A 15468-nucleotide genomic window follows, 5' to 3' on the forward strand; every position below is an offset into this window, starting at 1 on the left:
TGTATTTCCCGTGAGGCTCTATGGACGCAATTGTTTACCTCTGTCGAACAGTGTGTCGTGTCGCAGCTATGTTTCGGTCAGGCGTGTAATGAATTAATGTTGGCGTCAGATTAAATTGAACAGCCATGATGGCGCCTGGAGAGAGCAATGTCCGATACCACGTCGCAGAAGTTGATCGTGCCTGCCTTTAGCGGGATCTACTCGGCTACACCGGTCTTCGAGGCGCTGCTGCGCTTCGTCGTCGGCTTCTGGCTGGTGCCGCATGGCGCGCAGAAGCTTTTCGGCCTGTTCGGCGGTGGCGGCATTGAGGGCACGGCCGGCTTTTTCGCCCAGATCGGTCTTCAGCCCGCCGTGCTGCTGGCGACGCTCGCCGGCCTCGGTGAGTTCTTCGGCGGCCTGTTCCTGGCCATCGGCCTGCTGACCCGCCCGGCAGCCCTCGTCGCCGCCTTCGTCCTGCTGGTCGCGACGCTTTCGGTCCATATCGGCAACGGCTTCTTCGCAGCCAGCGGCGGCTTCGAATACGCCTCGCTCTGGTTCTTCGCCGCGCTCTACTTCGTCTTCAAGGGCGGCAACGAGTATTCGGTCGACGCCAAGATCGGCCGCGCGATCTGATCGCCACGATCCTTCGAGACATGGAAAGGCCGCCTCCGGGCGGCCTTTTTGCTTTGGTGTCATCGGCACGTGAGGTTGCCCGTTCACGGTCGATGCGGTACGAAACGCGCCGCTGGACGCGGTACAAAACGTACCAATTGATGCGGTACAAGACGTATCGCGTGAGAGACGGGATCGACGGAAATGGCCGAGAAAGACAAGACGAACGCCCTGAAGGCGCGCCTGCCGCGTGGGCTCGTCGATCGCCATGCCGGCGCGATCAAGACGGCCGACCGGATGATCTCAACGATTCGAGGCGTGTACGAGCTCTACGGCTTCGAGCCGGTCGAGACGCCGCTGATCGAATACACGGATTCGCTCGGCAAGTTCCTGCCGGACCAGGACCGTCCGAACGAGGGCGTGTTCTCGTTCCAGGACGATGACGAGCAGTGGCTGAGCCTGCGCTACGACCTCACCGCGCCGCTCGCCCGCTATGTCGCCGAGAACCACGACCAACTGCCGAAGCCCTATCGCAGCTATCGCAACGGCTGGGTTTTCCGTAACGAGAAGCCGGGCCCGGGCCGCTTCCGCCAGTTCATGCAGTTCGACGCCGACACGGTGGGCGCCGCGTCGCCGGCCGCCGACGCCGAGATGTGCATGATGATGGCCGACACGCTGGAAGCGCTCGGCATCCAGCGCGGCGACTATCTGATCCGCGTCAACAACCGCAAGGTGCTCGACGGCGTCATGGAGGCGATCGGCCTCGCCGGGCCCGAGAACGCCGGCAAGCGGCTGACGGTGCTGCGCGCCATCGACAAGCTCGACAAGTTCGGCCCCGAGGGCGTGAAGCTCCTGCTCGGCGAGGGCCGCAAGGACGAGAGCGGCGACTTCACCAAGGGCGCCGGCCTCGACGAGGCGGGTGTCGCGACGGTCATGCAATATGTCGCCGCGCAGTCGAGCGTCGGCAACGAGGCGACCGTCGAGAGCATCCGCAAGCACATCGAGCTTGGGCCGTCCGGCGTCGAGGGCCTGAACGAGCTCGACCAGATCGCCATCATCACCACGGCGGCGGGCTATTCCGACCGCATCAAGATCGACCCCTCCGTCGTGCGCGGCCTCGAATATTACACCGGCCCGGTCTTCGAGGCGGAGCTGCTGTTCGAGACGGTGAACGAGAAGGGCGAGCCGGCGCGCTTCGGCTCGGTCGGCGGCGGTGGCCGCTATGACGGGCTGGTCGGCCGCTTCCGCAGTGAATCGATCCCGGCCACGGGCTTCTCGATCGGCGTCTCCCGCCTGATGGCGGCGCTGACGGCGCTCGGCAAGGTCTCCGAGGAGGCCGAGGTTGGCCCGGTCGTCGTGACAATCTTCGACCGCGACCGCGTCGGCGAATACCAGAGGATGGTCAAGGACCTGCGCGACGCCGGCATCCGCGCCGAGCTCTATCTCGGCGGCTCCGGCCCGAAGGCGCAGCTGAAATATGCCGACAAGCGCAATGCGCCCTGCGTGATCATCCAGGGCGGCGACGAGAAGGCCAAGGGCGTCATCCAGGTCAAGGATCTGGCGCTCGGCAAGCAGATGTCGGCGGAGATCACCGACAACGCCACCTGGCGCGAGGCGCGTCCCGCCCAGGTCGAGGTGCCCGAGGCCGATCTGGTCGCGGCGGTACGCGAAATCCTGGCGCGGCAAGCGGGGTGACGGACATGGTCGATACGACGCAACTGCGCGTACTTCTTTCCGAGGCGGGCTACCGCTTCGTCGAACCGCCGATCGTCTCCGACGCCGACGTCTTTCTCGACGTGGCGGGCGAGGATCTGCGTCGCCGGCTCTATCTGACTTCGAACGCCGAAGGCCGCGAGCAGTGCCTCCGGCCCGAGTTCACCATTCCCGTCTGCCTGCAGCACCTCGCCTCCGGCGACGCGCACCGCACGGCCGACTACGCCTATCTCGGCCCGGTCTTCCGGCAGCGCGAGGGCGGCGTCAACGGCGAGTTCCTGCAGGCCGGCATCGAGTCGCTCGGCCGCACCGACCGCATCACCGCCGATGCCGACGTGTTGGCGCTGGCGCTCGACGCCGTCCGCGTCTTCGGCCTCGACGAGCCGATCGTGCGGATCGGCGATTCCGCGCTGTTCGCCGCCGTCATCGACCAGCTGGGCGTCGCCGCCGTCTGGAAGCGCCGCCTGTCGCGCGCCTTCGGCGACCGGACCCGGCTCGACGCGACGATCGAACGTCTCTCCGGCGGCAAGCCGGCCGAGGCGCCGGCGCATGCCGGCTTCCTGGCCGCGCTCGACGGCACCGACCACGACGCCGCGCACCGGATCGTCGAGGATCTGCTGTCGATCGCCGGTATCCGCGCCGTGGGTGGCCGTTCGGCCGGCGAGATCGCCGATCGCTTCCTTGAGCAGTCGGCGCTGGCTGCCGGCGGCGGGCTCGACGAGCGCGCCCGGGCGGTTCTCCTTCGCTTCCTCCGGATCGTCGGCAAGCCGACCGCCGTGATCGAGGATCTGAGGGCGCTCGCCACCGAGGAAAAGATCGACATCGACGCGACAATCGACGGCTTCGAGAAGCGCGCCGACGGGCTCGCCCGCCGCGGCATCGATCTCGACCGCCTCGACTTCGCCGCCGATTTCGGCCGTCGCCTCGACTATTATTCGGGCTTCGTCTTCGAGATCTACGACAAGGCGCTACCCGCCGGCCAGCAGGTCGTCGGCGGCGGCCGCTATGACCGGCTGATGCCGCTGCTCGGCGCCAAGTCGACCGTCCCCGCCGTCGGCTTCGCCCTCTGGCTCGATCGCGTGAAGGAAGTAACGGCATGACCGACGCCCCGCTCGTTCTCGCCGTCCCCTCCAAGGGCCGGCTGCAGGAAAACGCCAACGCCTTCTTCGCGCGCGCCGGGCTGCCGGTGGTGCAGCAGGGCAGCGCCCGCAGCTATCGCGGCCGCATCGGCGGCCTGCCGGATGTCGAGGTCGCGTTCCTCTCGGCGTCCGAAATCACGCGCGAACTGGCGGCCGGCTCCGTCCATCTCGGCATTACCGGCCGCGATCTCGTCGAGGAGGAAGTCTCCGACTTCGCCCAGCGGCTCGATCTGGTCCTGCCGCTCGGCTTCGGCCATGCCGATGTCGTCGTCGCCGTGCCGGAGGCGTGGATCGACGTTCGCTGCATGGCGGATCTCGACGACGTCGCCGCCGACTTCCGCGCCCGCCATGGCCGCTGGCTGACCGTCGCGACGAAATACGTCAACCTGACGCGTCGCTTCTTCACGCAGAACGGCATCGCCGACTACCGCATCGTCGAGAGCCTCGGCGCGACGGAGGGGGCGCCCGCGTCGGGCGCCGCCGATCTGATCGTCGACATCACCTCAACAGGCTCGACGCTCGCCGCCAATGCGCTCAAGGTCATCGGCGACGGCGTCATCCTGCAGTCCGAGGCGCATCTGGTCGCGAGCCTCTCGACCAACTGGAGCGGGGCCGCTCGCGGCGCGCTGCGCACCATCCTGGACCGGATAGAGGCAGAGGCGGCGGGGCGTTCGCTGCGGGAGATCCGCGCCGACGTCGTCGATCCCGAGGGAGCGGCCAGGGTCGCGGCCGACCGTTTCGGCGCGACGGCGCCGTTCGGCCTCGCCAACGGCCAGTTCCTGCTGCATTGCCCGGCCCCGAAGGTCTATGCCTGCGCGGAATGGCTGCGGACGGGCGCCGGCGCTCGCACCGTTTCGGTCGCCCGCATCGAGACGGTCTTCTCGGCAACGAGCCCGCTGACGGAGCATCTGCTCGGCCGCATCGACGGCCGCTCCGCCTGATCGGTAGCCGCCATGCTGGTTCGCCGGCTTGGCGACGCGTCATGCGTGCATCGCATTGCTGCATTGCGATATCGTGTTTTGCAATGCAGCGAAATGCGGCTTACCTTTGCGTCATCACCCCATGAAAGGGAGAGACGCAAATGTTCAAGTCCCTGAAGAAGCTGAAGCGCAGCTGGTCTGACTACGTCAACTACGATCCCGAGGCCGAGCGGCTCGCCCAGGCCGGCGATCTCATCGACCTCGAGATGATCCAGCGCGATCTCGACCGCCGCGGCCGGCGCTCCTACGGCGGCTACTGAGCCGCCGCCCTACCGGGCAACGTCAGCCCCTGCCGGAGCCGCAAGGCTTCTTCGCGGCAATGACAGCCTTCGAGGTGGTCGTTGACGAGCCCCATGGCCTGCATGAAGGCATAGACGGTGGTCGGCCCGACGAAGCTCCAGCCGCGCCGCTTGAGATCCTTCGAAAGCCGCACCGAGGTCGGCGATGTCGCCGGCATTTCTCCTTTGACGAACCGCGCCGGGCGCTCGCTCGCCGGCGGCTCGAAACTCCACACATAGGCTGCGATCGAGCCTTCGGTTTCGATCAGCTTCAGCGCCTGCTTCGCATTGTTGATGGTCGAGGCGATCTTGCCGCGATGGCGGACGATGCCCGTGTCGGCGAGCAGCCTCGCGACATCGGCCTCGCCGAAGCGCGCGATCTTTTCCGGATCGAAGCCTTCGAAGGCGTTCCGGAAGTTCTCGCGCTTCTTCAGGATCGTCAGCCAGGACAGGCCGGACTGAAAGCCCTCGAGGCATAGTTTTTCGAACAGCCGGCGATCGTCCGTCACCGGCCGCCCCCATTCCTTGTCGTGATAGGCCTGGTACATCTCGGTGCCGTGCGACCACCAGCACCGGGCCAGTCCGTCGTCACCGGCAAGAAGTCCATCGGGGAGGGGCATGGGGCGCTCGCGGGCTGTTGATAGGTTCGTGCTTTGTTCTAGCTTTTCGAGGGTAGGCAGGGCAAGTCCCCGCCGCGCCGGTTCCGCGCGCAGCCATCGCCGCTAGGGCTTTGTTGACCATAATGGGTGGCGGCTTCCCGGATTCATGCTTCCTTTGCCCCAGGCTGGCTAGCGTGAAGGATGGCTGGCGGAGATCCCTCGCGATCGACGTCCGGCCGAACGTCGCGCCGAATGTTCCGAGGGGGGCCATGCGAAGCCTGCTGCATCCGATGACCCTGGCCAGCCTGTTCCTGATCGGCCTGACGATCGGCGCCGCGGCCAATGACCGGTATACGCCGCGGCCGCCCGTCCTGATCGACGAAGGCTATCCGGAGCGACCGCGGATCCGCGAGCGCAGTGTGGATCGGCCGGTAGTGCGGAGATCGCGGCCGGCGACGCAGGAGAGCGCCGGGCTGGTGCCGACGCCGTCCAAGCAGCGCAAGGCGCGGCGCGACTTCGATCCGGCCTTCCTGCCGACGGTCATTCCCTATGACGGCAACGAGGCGGCGGGCACGATCGTCATCGATACGGCATCGCGCTACCTCTATCTGGTCGAGGCGGACGGAAGCGCGCGACGCTATGGCGTCGGGGTCGGCAAGGCCGGGTTCGACTGGGTCGGCACCCACAGCGTCACGCGCAAGGCCGAGTGGCCGACCTGGACGCCGCCGCCGGAAATGCGCAAGCGCCGGCCGGGGCTGCCGGTGCGCATGGAGGGCGGGCCGAACAATCCGCTCGGCGCCCGCGCGCTCTATCTCGGCTCGACGCTCTATCGCATCCATGGCTCGAATGAGCCGTGGACGATCGGCAAGGCCGTCTCGTCGGGCTGCTTCCGAATGCGGAATGAGGATGTCGTCGATCTCTACGAGCGGGTCGATGTCGGCGCGCGCGTGATCGTCCGCTAGGGCGCAAAACAAAACGGGCGCCCGAGGCGCCCGCTGATGTGATGTCCGGTCGAAGCTCTAGAACGGCCAGAGCTTGCTGACGTCGAACTTCTTCTTGACCTTCGCCGGCTCTTCCATCGGCGCGTTGGGGTCGGCCTCGCGATAGGCGACCGGCGGCTCGGTCAGATATTTGCGGGTCGCGTTGCCCTGGGCGTCGTAGGAGCCGCCCTTGCCCTTGTGTAGCGCGTCCCAGGCCTTCTTGCCTTCGGCGCGGCGGGCTTCGGAATATTCTTCCTCGCGGCGGCTGAAGGTCGTCTGGCCGGGGGCCAGCTTCAGGTTCGGCGCGCCTTCGCTATTCGGAGCAACGGCGTCGTTCTCGCGCTTCTTGCGCCTGGCGACGTCCGGATCCTTGGGCCAGTTCATGTCGGTGGCGGCCGAGGCCGTGTTGACCGGCTGCGGCAGGCTCTGGCTCGGCGGCACGACGATACCACCGCGCGGCTTGTAGTCGATCTGCGGCCGGTCCTCGGAGCCGAGGCTCGCGATGCTCATCACGTCCGTCAGCGTCTGCTTCTCGGGCGATACGCCGGTGCCGTAGGTGGTCCCCGAACATCCTGCGAGCGCGGTCGCCAACAGGGCGCCCGCAGGCAAAATCAGAAATCGCTGAACAGTCGATGCGGGCATGTCGATCGGTCACTCCTGGGCGCGCTCGAATCGGCACACCTTAACCTGTGTCGTGGTTAAACGCAGAAAAGCAGGCAAAATTCCGGCACGGTCTCGGGCGTCCTTCTAACGGATGGACAGGGCCGGGGCAACATCGGCGGATGGCGCGATGAGGGCCAGCCGCTGGTCGAGCGAGGTGCCCGGCCCGGCATCGGCGAGAATCCGGAGGGCCGCCTCCGAATCCCGATCCATCTGCGCGATCAGCGCGTCGATGCTCTCGAAACGCTCTTCGCCGCGCAGGAAACGATGGAAGGTAATGACGACGGCTTCGTCGTAGAGCGAGTCGGCAAAGTCGAATACATGCACCTCGAGCAGCACCGCGCCATTGTCGAAGGTCGGCCGGCGGCCATAGCTCGCGACGGCGTCGTGCGTCGTGCCGTCGGCGCGGGTGAGGGTGACGGCGTAGATCCCGAGCGCCAGCCCGCAATCGGCCGGAAGCCGCACATTGGCCGTCGGATAGCCGAGCTCGCGCCCGCGCTTGTCGCCATGCTGGACCTTGCCCATGACGAACCAGCGATAGCCGAGCTCGGAATTGGCCCGCTCGATCTCGCCTTGCTCCAGGCTCTGGCGCACGCGGCTGGACGAGAACGACTGGCCGTTGCCGTCGATGACTGCGCCGAGAACCGAAACCGTGAAGCCGTGTCGCGCGCCCTGATGCGCCAGGAAGGCCGGGGAGCCGAGCCGGTCGTGGCCGAACTGGAAGTCGTGGCCGATGATCGCCGCCGTGATGCCGAGCCGCTCGACCAGGATCTTGTCGACGAAGTCGTCGGCGCTGGTCTCGGCGAATTCCCGGTCGAAACGGGCGACGACGATGCCGTCCAGCCCGAACGCCGCCGCGAGCCGCGCCTTCGCCTCCATGGTCGAAAGGCGAAACAGCGGGCTGTCGGGCCGGAAGACGGAGCGCGGGTGCGGCTCGAAGGTCAGCAGCAGCGCCGGCGCCTGGTGGGCGCTGCCTTCGCTGCGCGCCGCTTCCAGCAGCGCCTGATGGCCGCGATGCATGCCGTCGAAATTGCCGATCGCGACGGCGCCGCCGCGACAATCGGCCGGAATGGCATCGAGCGGCAGGATCCGGGCCGGCAGCAGGTGCGCGGGGGCGCTGGTCATGTTGGCTCCAGGTGAGCCCGCCGGCGTGGTGTCGGCGGCTGCGGCCGGAAACTGGCCTCTCGGCTCGACAGGGTCAAGACGTCTGTTTCGTTTGCCCCACCGGAGCGGGACACTCGTGGTGGATCACCAGGCGAGGTGCGGAATATAGGCGCGGACCGCCAGCCGGTTCTCGACGAGGAAGCCGTGCACGGCGCCCGCTTCCGGGGCCTCGTCGGGGCCGAAGCTCGCCGAATGGATGCCGCCGGTGACGAACAGCACGTCGAGATCCTGCTGGCAGGCGCCGCGCAGATCCGTCGGCGCACCGTCGCCGATCGCGAGCACCTCCTGCTTCTCGACATGGCTTCCCCGGATGGCCGATGCCTTGCGGAGCGCGGCCTCGTAGATCGGCGGGTTCGGCTTGCCGGCGACGAAGCTCGTGCCGCCCAGCGCGGTATAGCGCTCGGCGAGCGAGCCGGCGCACCAGACGAAGCGCTCGCCGCGCTCGACCACGATGTCGGGATTGGCGCAGATCATCGGCAGGTCGCGCTTGCGCCAGCTGGCGAAGCGGCCGGCATAATCATCCGGCGTCTCGACGCTGTCGTCGAACAGTCCTGTGCAGGAGATCAGTTCCGCCTCGTCCTCGCCGACCAGCTGTAGCGGCAGGCCCTCATAGAGCGATTTCTCGCGCTCGTTGCCGACATGGAAGGTCTTGGCGGCGCCGCGCGCCTCGAGCAGGCCGCGGGTCACGTCGCCCGAGGTGACGATGCCGTCATAGCAGTCGGGCCCGACGCCGAGACCGTTCATCTGATCGACGATGTGCTGGCTCGTGCGCGGCGCATTGGTGATGAGCACGACGATGCCGCCCTGCGCGCGATAGCGCCTGAGCGCGTCGCAGGCCGGCGCAAAGGCGCGCACGCCATTGTGGATGACGCCCCAGACGTCGCTGAGCACGACGGGATACTGGGAGGCGAGTTCCGACAGTCCGGCGACTGCGAGGGGGGAAGTCGTGTTGGTCATGCGCCCGGGCGTATTGCTTCCCCTTGCAGGGGTCAAGCGCGCCGCTCGGCTTGGCCGGGAGTTTGCATGTTCGCCGTCCAGCTGATGCGCGGCTGCAACGGAAGCGGGTCCGGAAAGGGATCGAAGAGGCCGATCGGGGGCGGCTGCGGCAAAGCGCTCTCCGGCAACTCCCGGTCATGATCTAGACATGATAGCAGTGCGGGTTAGCGTAACGTAAGGAATGGGTTGAAAAACAGAAGGATGTCTGTTTTGCCGGTTCGGCGTGGCTTCGGGTCATGCTACCCAAGTTTATGATTTCATTGGTGTCTCGGTTCGACGTCCTGTGATTGTAGATCGCGGACCCTACACCTCTAGTTCGTTTGTCGAGATTGTGTGGGTTGGTGATCGAGTTGTCCCCCTGGCTCGGAGGTTGCCTTGAATGAGCATGCAGCCATTCCGCGGATAAGGTTGGCCCGGCTGCCCGACGAGGGCAGTGTCGCGCTTCTCCGGGAGCGGTCGCTGGATGCTGGCCGCATCCCTGCCGGCGGCGGGGAAGGGCGTTGAACTACATGCCCGACGCCGACCGCCCCGCGACCGAGATCGATTCGGCCTTCCCGCCCGCCGAGGTGCGCGCCGCGCTGCGAAAGGCGCTGGCGAGCCCGGAGCTCGTCGCCTCGCCCCAGCTCTGCGCCTTTCTCACCTACGTCGTCGAGGCCCGTCTCGCCGGCAACGAGCATCTGCTCAAGGGGCAGAACATCGGCAGGGTGGTTCTCGGCCGTCCGGAGAGCTTCGACGCCCAGCGCGATCCGATCGTCCGCGTCGAGGCCAATCGGCTGCGGCGCACGCTTACTGCCTATTACAAGGGCAGCGGCGCCGACGAGACGATGCACCTCGTCGTCGGGCGCGGTTCCTACGTGCCCCGCTTCGAGCCGGCCCCGCCGCCGCCGGCCGTGGATGCGCCCGAGCCGCCGGCCGCCGCCCCGCAGGATCGGCCCGCGCCGGCAAAGGCGCACCCGCTGCCCATGCGTGTCGGCCGCCTGGCGCTCATCATCGGCGTCTCGCTCGCCTCCATCGCCGTCGCGGTCTATGGCGCCATCACCCTTTTCGCTCCGCAACCGGTCGCCAGAACGCCGGTTGTCAACGCGACGCATGTCTTTGGCCCGGGCGTCGGGCCGGGCGCCGACCAGCCCTACCTTCCCAGCGTCGAGGTGATGGCCTTCACGACGCATACGGCCGGCAGCGCGGCCGAGCGCGCGCGCGAGCTGGTGGCGACGCTCACGGTCTCCCTGGCGCGTTTCCCCGAATTGCGCGTGCTCGCCCGGGGAAGCGAGCGGGCCGATTTTCGCCTCGACGGTGAAGTCACGCTGGGCGAGACGACCAATACCGTGGCGATGCGCCTCTCGGTGGCCGGAACGGCCGAGGTGATCTGGAGCGCCAGTGTGGAGCTGAAGCCGAACGAGCTGGGATCGGATGCGGGCATCGAGCGCGTCGTGGCAATCGCGACCACGGCGATCGCGCCGCAATTCGGCGCCATCGCCCAGTACCTCGCCGGCGGCAAGGATGTCGGCGAGGCCGATGAGGGCGGCATCGGCGACTATGGCTGCATGATCAGCGCGCAACTGCAACACCATCGCCTGGATGATGGCAGCTGGCAGAAGCTCGACGCCTGCCTGCGGGATACGATCGCGCGCTATCCGAATTTTGCGACGGCGGCCGCGTCGCGCGCCCTGCTGCTCGTCGAGGACTATCGCTTGGATCCGGTCGAAAGCTCGGCTCAGGTCGCGTTGCGGGATGCCGAGACCGAGGCGCGGCGCGCCTTGCAGCTCGAGCCGACGAATGTGCGCGCCCTGACGGCCGCGGCGGTCGTCGCGCTCGGCAAGGACGATCTCGACGTTGCCCGGACGATCGGCCTGCGGGCGGTCACCGCCAACCCGCTCGATCCGCTGTCGCGGTCGCAATATGTGCTCACTCTGATCGCGTCGGGCTACTACGATCAGGCGCTTGCCCAGTCGGCGATCGCGCGCCAGATCGACCCGGCCCATATCAGCTTCTACGACTCGCTCGACTATCTCGCCCATTTCGGCAAGGGAACCGAGCCGAACCCGTTGCGGAGCGCGGTCGTCGCCGATGTTCCGACGCTGCCTTATGGCGCAATTGCGCGCGTTCTGGCGTATAATTCGGGCGACGAGAACGAGGCGCGCGATCAGGCGCGCGCGGTTCTCTACGAGATCATGCCGGCCTTCGCCGACGATATGCCGTCGGCACTGCATCGACAGTTTACCGCTTCGCCCTTCACGGAGCGTCTCGAGGTCGCGCTGCGGCAGGCTGAGGTCGGCAGCTGAAATGGTGCCTCGATGAGCGACAGCGGCCTGAAGGATATCGGACCCTCCGATGCTTCCCCCGCCGACGTGCGCGCGGCGCTATCGGCGATCCAGTCGTCGGCTGTCTTTGGCGCGTCGCGCCAGCTGAGCCTGTTTCTCGGCTATGTCGTCGAGAAGACGCTTGCCGGAGACGCCGACAGGATCAAGGCCTACAGCATCGCCACCGAGGCGCTCGGGCGGCCCGAGACCTTCGATCCCTCGGTCGATCCCATCGTCCGGGTCGAGGCCGGCCGCCTGCGCAAGGCGCTCGAGACCTACTACCAGGGCGAGGGCGCCGCAGCGCCGATGCGGATTTCCATCCCGCGCGGCAGCTATGTGCCGAGGTTCGAGCCTCGGCAGGAGGGCACAGCCAAGCCTTCGGGCGCCTCGGACTTGCCGGCCGATGGGGCGGCCGATGCCGGCCGGTCGGACGAGCCGGGTTCTGCCGTCGTGGATTCGGCGGATGCTGCCCAGCGCGGGCGCGCATGGCGGATCGGCGGGCTGGTGCTCCTCCTGGCCCTCGCCATGGCGGGCATTTTCGGCGCAAGGGCATTTTTCTCGGCCGGGCCGTCCGACGCAGCGGGGGCGCCCCCCGTCGCGAAGGTCGAAACGGCCGCCTCCACGGCCGCGAGGCCGATGGTGCCCCGGATCTTCGTCGTGCCGTTCGCCGTCACGAACGATCTGGCGACGGGCATCACCGGCAGCCAGTTCGCCACCAAGATGGTGACCGCGCTGTCCCGCTTCGACGAGGTCACGGTGGTCACCCGCCTGGACGGCGATGCCGATTACCTGCTCAGCGGCACGCTGTCGGAAGGTCAGGGCGGGATCTCCGCCGCGACGCTGCTGACCGACCGGATTTCCGGGCGCGTGATCTGGTCCTCCAAGCTGAGCGCGCCCCGCAATCCGATCCAGCCGTCGCTGGCGATCGACGAACTGGTGGCTGACATCGCCGTCACGCTGGCCCAGCCCTATGGCGTCGTCATGTCCGACCGGCTGGCCCGCACGGATCGTCCCGACGACGGCTTCCTCTGTCTCGCCCGGTCGTTCAACTACTGGCGCGATTTCACGACCGCGACCCATGCCGAGATCCGCAACTGCCTGGAAGAGTTGACCCACCGCTATCCGACCTATGCGCTGCCCTACGCCATGCTGACCTTCATCTATCTCGATGAGGACGGGCTGGCCTTCAACGTGCAGCCCGAAAGCCCTTCCGTCGATCGCGCCGTCAAGGCTTCGGCGATGGCGGTGCAACTGGCGCCGACCAGCGCGAGGGCCCAGCAGGCGCTGCAATATGCCTATTTCGCCACCGGCCAGATCGATCGCGCCATCGCGACCGGCAAGCGGGCCGTGCAGCTCAATCCGCTCGATACCGAGGTCCGGGCCTCGCAGGGCCAGGTTCTCATCGTCGCCGGCAACTATCTGCTCGGCGCCACGCTGATCGAGGAGGCGGCCAGCCACAACCCGGCCTATCCGCCCTGGTATGATCTCTACCTCGCGCTGGCGGCGTTCCAGGCCGGCAACGAGCCCGCCATGCGCACGCTGGTCCGGCGCGTCGCCCTGCCGGAGCATCCGCTTGCCGCCACGCTCGCGCTGATCGCCGGCGGCGCCGACGGCTCGCCGGTGGCACGGCTGGATGCGCTCGCCAATATCGAGAACAAATTTCCGGAACTGCGCGCCGATCCGGCGCGGGTGCTCGCGCGGATCATTCCCAATCCCGTCCTGGTGGACAAGCTGGTCGACGCGGTCAGGACCGCCGGGCTCGTTTAGCTAAATTGCGTAGTGATTTTGGAGGGATGCGGCGCGTTTCTGAACGCTTTGTTTACCCTGTTCTGAGATTGTTCGGCTGTCGCGGCAGATATTTTGCGGCGGAAGAAGGGTCTTCCTGGCATGGGATTCGGTGGTGGCTCGCAAGAGCCCGTTCAGGTTCTGATCGTCGATGCCGATCCGGTTCAGCGGCGCACCGTTTCCGCGCATCTGGCGGCGCAGGCGGGGCTGCGTTTCGCGCCGATGGCCTTTGCCACCAAGGCCGAGGCGATCGAATGCCTCGCGGGTCGGTCGCAGTCGATCATCGTCGCCGATCTCGAGACCGTGGGCGGCGTCGACCAGCTCGGCAGCCTCGGCGGCAACGCCTCCTCGATCATCGCCATGAGCGCGCGCGGCTCCGTCCATGCGGCGGTCGCCGCCATGCGGGCGGGCGCGGTGGATTTCCTGCCCAAACCCTTTGGCGCGGCGGCGCTGCTCGACAGGCTGGAGGCGGCCATCGCGCAATGGCCGGTCGCCAAGTCGACAGCAAGAGACAATACAAGTCCTGAGGAACCCGGCCCGGCTGCGGTGGCGTCGCTGGCGCGCGAGGATTTCGAGGGCTTCATCGGCCGGTCCGCCGCGATGGCGGTCGTCTATGACCAGATCAGCCGCATCGCGCCGTCGCGCGCGCCGGTCTTCGTCACCGGCGAGAGCGGCACCGGCAAGGAACTCTGCGCCGAGGCGATCCACAACCGTTCCGGCCGCGCCGGCCGGCCTTTCATCGCGATCAACTGCAGCGCGATCCCCAAGGATCTCATGGAAAGCGAGATCTTCGGCCATGTTCGCGGCGCCTTCACCGGCGCCACCGACACGCGCCAGGGTGCGGCCGAGCTCGCCGATGGCGGGACGCTGTTCCTCGACGAGATCGGCGAGATGGACCTCGCCTTGCAGGCGAAACTGCTGCGCTTCATCCAGAGCGGCGTCGTGCAGCGGGTCGGCGACGGCACCAGCCGCCGGGTCGACGTGCGCATCGTCTGCGCCACGCATCGCGATCCCACGGCCGAGATCGCCGCCGGACGTTTCCGCGAGGATCTCTACTACCGGCTGCACGTGCTGCCGATCCAGCTGCCGCCGCTGCGCGAGCGGCCGGAGGACATACTCCCGCTCGCCTCCGCCTTCCTGTCGCGCTATGCGGCCGAGGAAACGCGCGGTTTCCGGGGCTTCGAGCCGGCGGCGGCGGCGCTTCTGATGCGCCATGCCTGGCCCGGCAATGTGCGCGAGCTGCAAAACGCCATCCGCCGCATGGTCGTGCTGCACCAGGGCAGCGAGGTCACCGTCGCCATGCTGCCGCCGCCGATCCGTGCCGCCTCCGCGCCGGTTCGGGGCAGCGAATGGACGGATCCGGACCGCGCTTCGCTTGGCGCCGTGGCGCCGTTCTGGGAGCAGGAACGGTCGATCATCGAGAGCGCCATCGAGGCGCATGGTGGCAATATCGCGCGCGCCGCGGCGGCGCTCGAGATCAGTCCTTCGACGATCTACCGGAAGCGCCAGGCCTGGCAGGAGCGGCGCACGGCATAAGCCGTTGGCGAGCCGAATTAATCCTCATTTGTTGAATCGCTTGCACGCGACGCGCCGGAACGGCATGTTCGCGCGAAATGGGGTGGCGCGGACGTTCTGCGTCCGAGATGAGGGGAAAGTCATGATGGACGGGGCGTCCCGGATTTCCGGGATTGCGGTGGCGGGTGCGTTGCTGTTCGCGGTTTCCGGCGCGGCGTTCGCCGGCGAGGTCGCCGACAAGGCCGCCGCCGCGGAGACGCTGCTTCAGGCAGGCAAGGCGGCCGACGCGCACACGGCCCTCGACCAGGCGGTCGACGCGTTCTGGAAGTCGGCGCCGCTGACCCTGAAGAACGCTCGTTTCGTCAACGAAGCCAAGGGTTTTGGCGACTATGTCGAGCATCCGGGCTCGAGCTTCGCGCCGTCCACGACGCTGCAGGTCTATGTCGAGCCGCAGGGTTTCGGCTGGCAGGAGGTCGATGGCGGCTACAAGATCGCCTTCGCCTCCGATGTCGAGATCCGCAATGCCGGCGGCCAGATCCTGACCAAGTCGGCGGCTCCGGCGGTGCTGGAGAAGACCAGCCGCAACAAGAACCGCGAGTTCCAGGTCACCGTCGGCTTCCAGCTACCGGCGCTGAAGCCGGGTAACTATGTGCTGGTGCTGACCGTCACCGACCAGGCGACGGGGCACTCGGCGCCGGTCGAGCTGCCGTTCACCATTTCCGGCTGACCGACTGCCGCCGGACTGTGTCCGACATCACTGCGTCCGCG

14 protein-coding genes are annotated in these 15468 nt (G+C 67.5%); 10 read left to right on the forward strand and 4 right to left on the reverse strand.

All coding sequences use genetic code 11. The annotated features are described in order from the left end of the window. The first annotated feature begins 147 nt into the window (after window positions 1–147). From AC6HZP_RS07955 to AC6HZP_RS07975, 5 genes are all read left to right on the forward strand, one after another. Window positions 148–612 carry a DoxX family protein gene (locus tag AC6HZP_RS07955; protein WP_497526136.1) on the forward strand — a complete coding sequence of 155 codons (465 nt, stop codon included), beginning with the start codon at window positions 148–150 and terminating at the stop codon, window positions 610–612. Window positions 613–795: 183 nt separating this feature from the next. Then, window positions 796–2286 (forward strand): histidine--tRNA ligase, encoded by a 1491-nt coding sequence (gene hisS, locus AC6HZP_RS07960; RefSeq protein ID WP_497526137.1) that lies wholly within the window; start codon window positions 796–798, stop codon window positions 2284–2286. A 5-nt stretch (window positions 2287–2291) separates the two neighbouring features. Then, window positions 2292–3404 (forward strand): ATP phosphoribosyltransferase regulatory subunit, encoded by a 1113-nt coding sequence (locus AC6HZP_RS07965; RefSeq protein WP_497526138.1) that lies wholly within the window; start codon window positions 2292–2294, stop codon window positions 3402–3404. Beyond that, window positions 3401–4384, forward strand: coding sequence for an ATP phosphoribosyltransferase (hisG, locus tag AC6HZP_RS07970; protein WP_497526139.1), 984 nt, complete (start codon window positions 3401–3403; stop codon window positions 4382–4384). Before AC6HZP_RS07965 ends, hisG begins: the two co-directional genes overlap by 4 nt. 140 nt (window positions 4385–4524) lie before the next feature. After that, window positions 4525–4683: a hypothetical protein gene (locus tag AC6HZP_RS07975; RefSeq protein ID WP_201403048.1), complete on the forward strand. Its 159-nt coding sequence runs from the start codon at window positions 4525–4527 to the stop codon at window positions 4681–4683. On the opposite strand, the gene AC6HZP_RS07980 is transcribed toward AC6HZP_RS07975, so the two are convergent. After that, window positions 4677–5321 carry a DNA-3-methyladenine glycosylase I gene (locus AC6HZP_RS07980; RefSeq protein WP_497526140.1) on the reverse strand — a complete coding sequence of 215 codons (645 nt, stop codon included), beginning with the start codon at window positions 5319–5321 and terminating at the stop codon, window positions 4677–4679. The two genes, AC6HZP_RS07975 and AC6HZP_RS07980, sit on opposite strands and share 7 nt — an antisense overlap. Window positions 5322–5569: 248 nt before the next feature. Here AC6HZP_RS07980 and AC6HZP_RS07985 point away from each other — a divergent pair, with 248 nt between their 5' ends. After that, window positions 5570–6262, forward strand: coding sequence for a L,D-transpeptidase (locus tag AC6HZP_RS07985; protein WP_497526141.1), 693 nt, complete (start codon window positions 5570–5572; stop codon window positions 6260–6262). A 57-nt stretch (window positions 6263–6319) separates the two neighbouring features. Here AC6HZP_RS07985 and AC6HZP_RS07990 read toward each other — a convergent pair whose 3' ends face one another. The 3 genes from AC6HZP_RS07990 to AC6HZP_RS08000 all read right to left on the reverse strand — a co-directional run bounded on the left by AC6HZP_RS07990 (window position 6320) and on the right by AC6HZP_RS08000 (window position 9061). Then, the gene (locus AC6HZP_RS07990; RefSeq protein ID WP_201403051.1) at window positions 6320–6871 is read right to left on the reverse strand and encodes a hypothetical protein; all 552 of its coding nucleotides are present in this window, start codon (window positions 6869–6871) and stop codon (window positions 6320–6322) included. A gap of 156 nt (window positions 6872–7027) precedes the next feature. Beyond that, window positions 7028–8065, reverse strand: coding sequence for a bifunctional riboflavin kinase/FAD synthetase (locus AC6HZP_RS07995; protein WP_497526142.1), 1038 nt, complete (start codon window positions 8063–8065; stop codon window positions 7028–7030). 123 nt (window positions 8066–8188) lie between these two features. Beyond that, the gene (locus AC6HZP_RS08000) at window positions 8189–9061 is read right to left on the reverse strand and encodes a TIGR01459 family HAD-type hydrolase (protein ID WP_497526143.1); all 873 of its coding nucleotides are present in this window, start codon (window positions 9059–9061) and stop codon (window positions 8189–8191) included. Between the two features lie 539 nt (window positions 9062–9600). On the opposite strand from AC6HZP_RS08000, the gene AC6HZP_RS08005 reads away from it, so the two are divergent. From AC6HZP_RS08005 to AC6HZP_RS08020, 4 genes are all read left to right on the forward strand, one after another. Continuing rightward, entirely contained in the window at window positions 9601–11382 is a 1782-nt protein-coding gene (locus AC6HZP_RS08005; RefSeq protein ID WP_497526144.1) for a hypothetical protein, read from the forward strand. A gap of 12 nt (window positions 11383–11394) precedes the next feature. After that, window positions 11395–13167, forward strand: a complete 1773-nt coding sequence (locus tag AC6HZP_RS08010; RefSeq protein ID WP_497526145.1) for a hypothetical protein — start codon at window positions 11395–11397, stop codon at window positions 13165–13167. 120 nt (window positions 13168–13287) lie between these two features. Next, window positions 13288–14721, forward strand: a complete 1434-nt coding sequence (locus AC6HZP_RS08015) for a sigma 54-interacting transcriptional regulator (protein WP_497526146.1) — start codon at window positions 13288–13290, stop codon at window positions 14719–14721. A gap of 121 nt (window positions 14722–14842) precedes the next feature. Continuing rightward, window positions 14843–15427, forward strand: coding sequence for a hypothetical protein (locus tag AC6HZP_RS08020; protein WP_497526147.1), 585 nt, complete (start codon window positions 14843–14845; stop codon window positions 15425–15427). Window positions 15428–15468 lie beyond the last annotated feature (41 nt).

Source organism: Kaistia sp. SLG-1, from assembly GCF_059699055.1.

Bases quoted from the DNA above. Each gene is read 5' to 3' on its own strand.
- AC6HZP_RS07985 (WP_497526141.1), top strand. From the start codon at position 5,570: ATGCGAAGCCTGCTGCATCCGATGACCCTGGCCAGCCTGTTCCTGATC.
- AC6HZP_RS07955 (WP_497526136.1), top strand. From the start codon at position 148: ATGTCCGATACCACGTCGCAGAAGTTGATCGTGCCTGCCTTTAGCGGG.
- AC6HZP_RS08020 (WP_497526147.1), top strand. From the start codon at position 14,843: ATGATGGACGGGGCGTCCCGGATTTCCGGGATTGCGGTGGCGGGTGCG.
- AC6HZP_RS08000 (WP_497526143.1), bottom strand. From the start codon at position 9,061: ATGACCAACACGACTTCCCCCCTCGCAGTCGCCGGACTGTCGGAACTC.
- hisS (WP_497526137.1), top strand. From the start codon at position 796: ATGGCCGAGAAAGACAAGACGAACGCCCTGAAGGCGCGCCTGCCGCGT.
- AC6HZP_RS07995 (WP_497526142.1), bottom strand. From the start codon at position 8,065: ATGACCAGCGCCCCCGCGCACCTGCTGCCGGCCCGGATCCTGCCGCTC.
- hisG (WP_497526139.1), top strand. From the start codon at position 3,401: ATGACCGACGCCCCGCTCGTTCTCGCCGTCCCCTCCAAGGGCCGGCTG.
- AC6HZP_RS07980 (WP_497526140.1), bottom strand. From the start codon at position 5,321: ATGCCCCTCCCCGATGGACTTCTTGCCGGTGACGACGGACTGGCCCGG.
- AC6HZP_RS07965 (WP_497526138.1), top strand. From the start codon at position 2,292: ATGGTCGATACGACGCAACTGCGCGTACTTCTTTCCGAGGCGGGCTAC.
- AC6HZP_RS07975 (WP_201403048.1), top strand. From the start codon at position 4,525: ATGTTCAAGTCCCTGAAGAAGCTGAAGCGCAGCTGGTCTGACTACGTC.
- AC6HZP_RS08010 (WP_497526145.1), top strand. From the start codon at position 11,395: ATGAGCGACAGCGGCCTGAAGGATATCGGACCCTCCGATGCTTCCCCC.
- AC6HZP_RS08015 (WP_497526146.1), top strand. From the start codon at position 13,288: ATGGGATTCGGTGGTGGCTCGCAAGAGCCCGTTCAGGTTCTGATCGTC.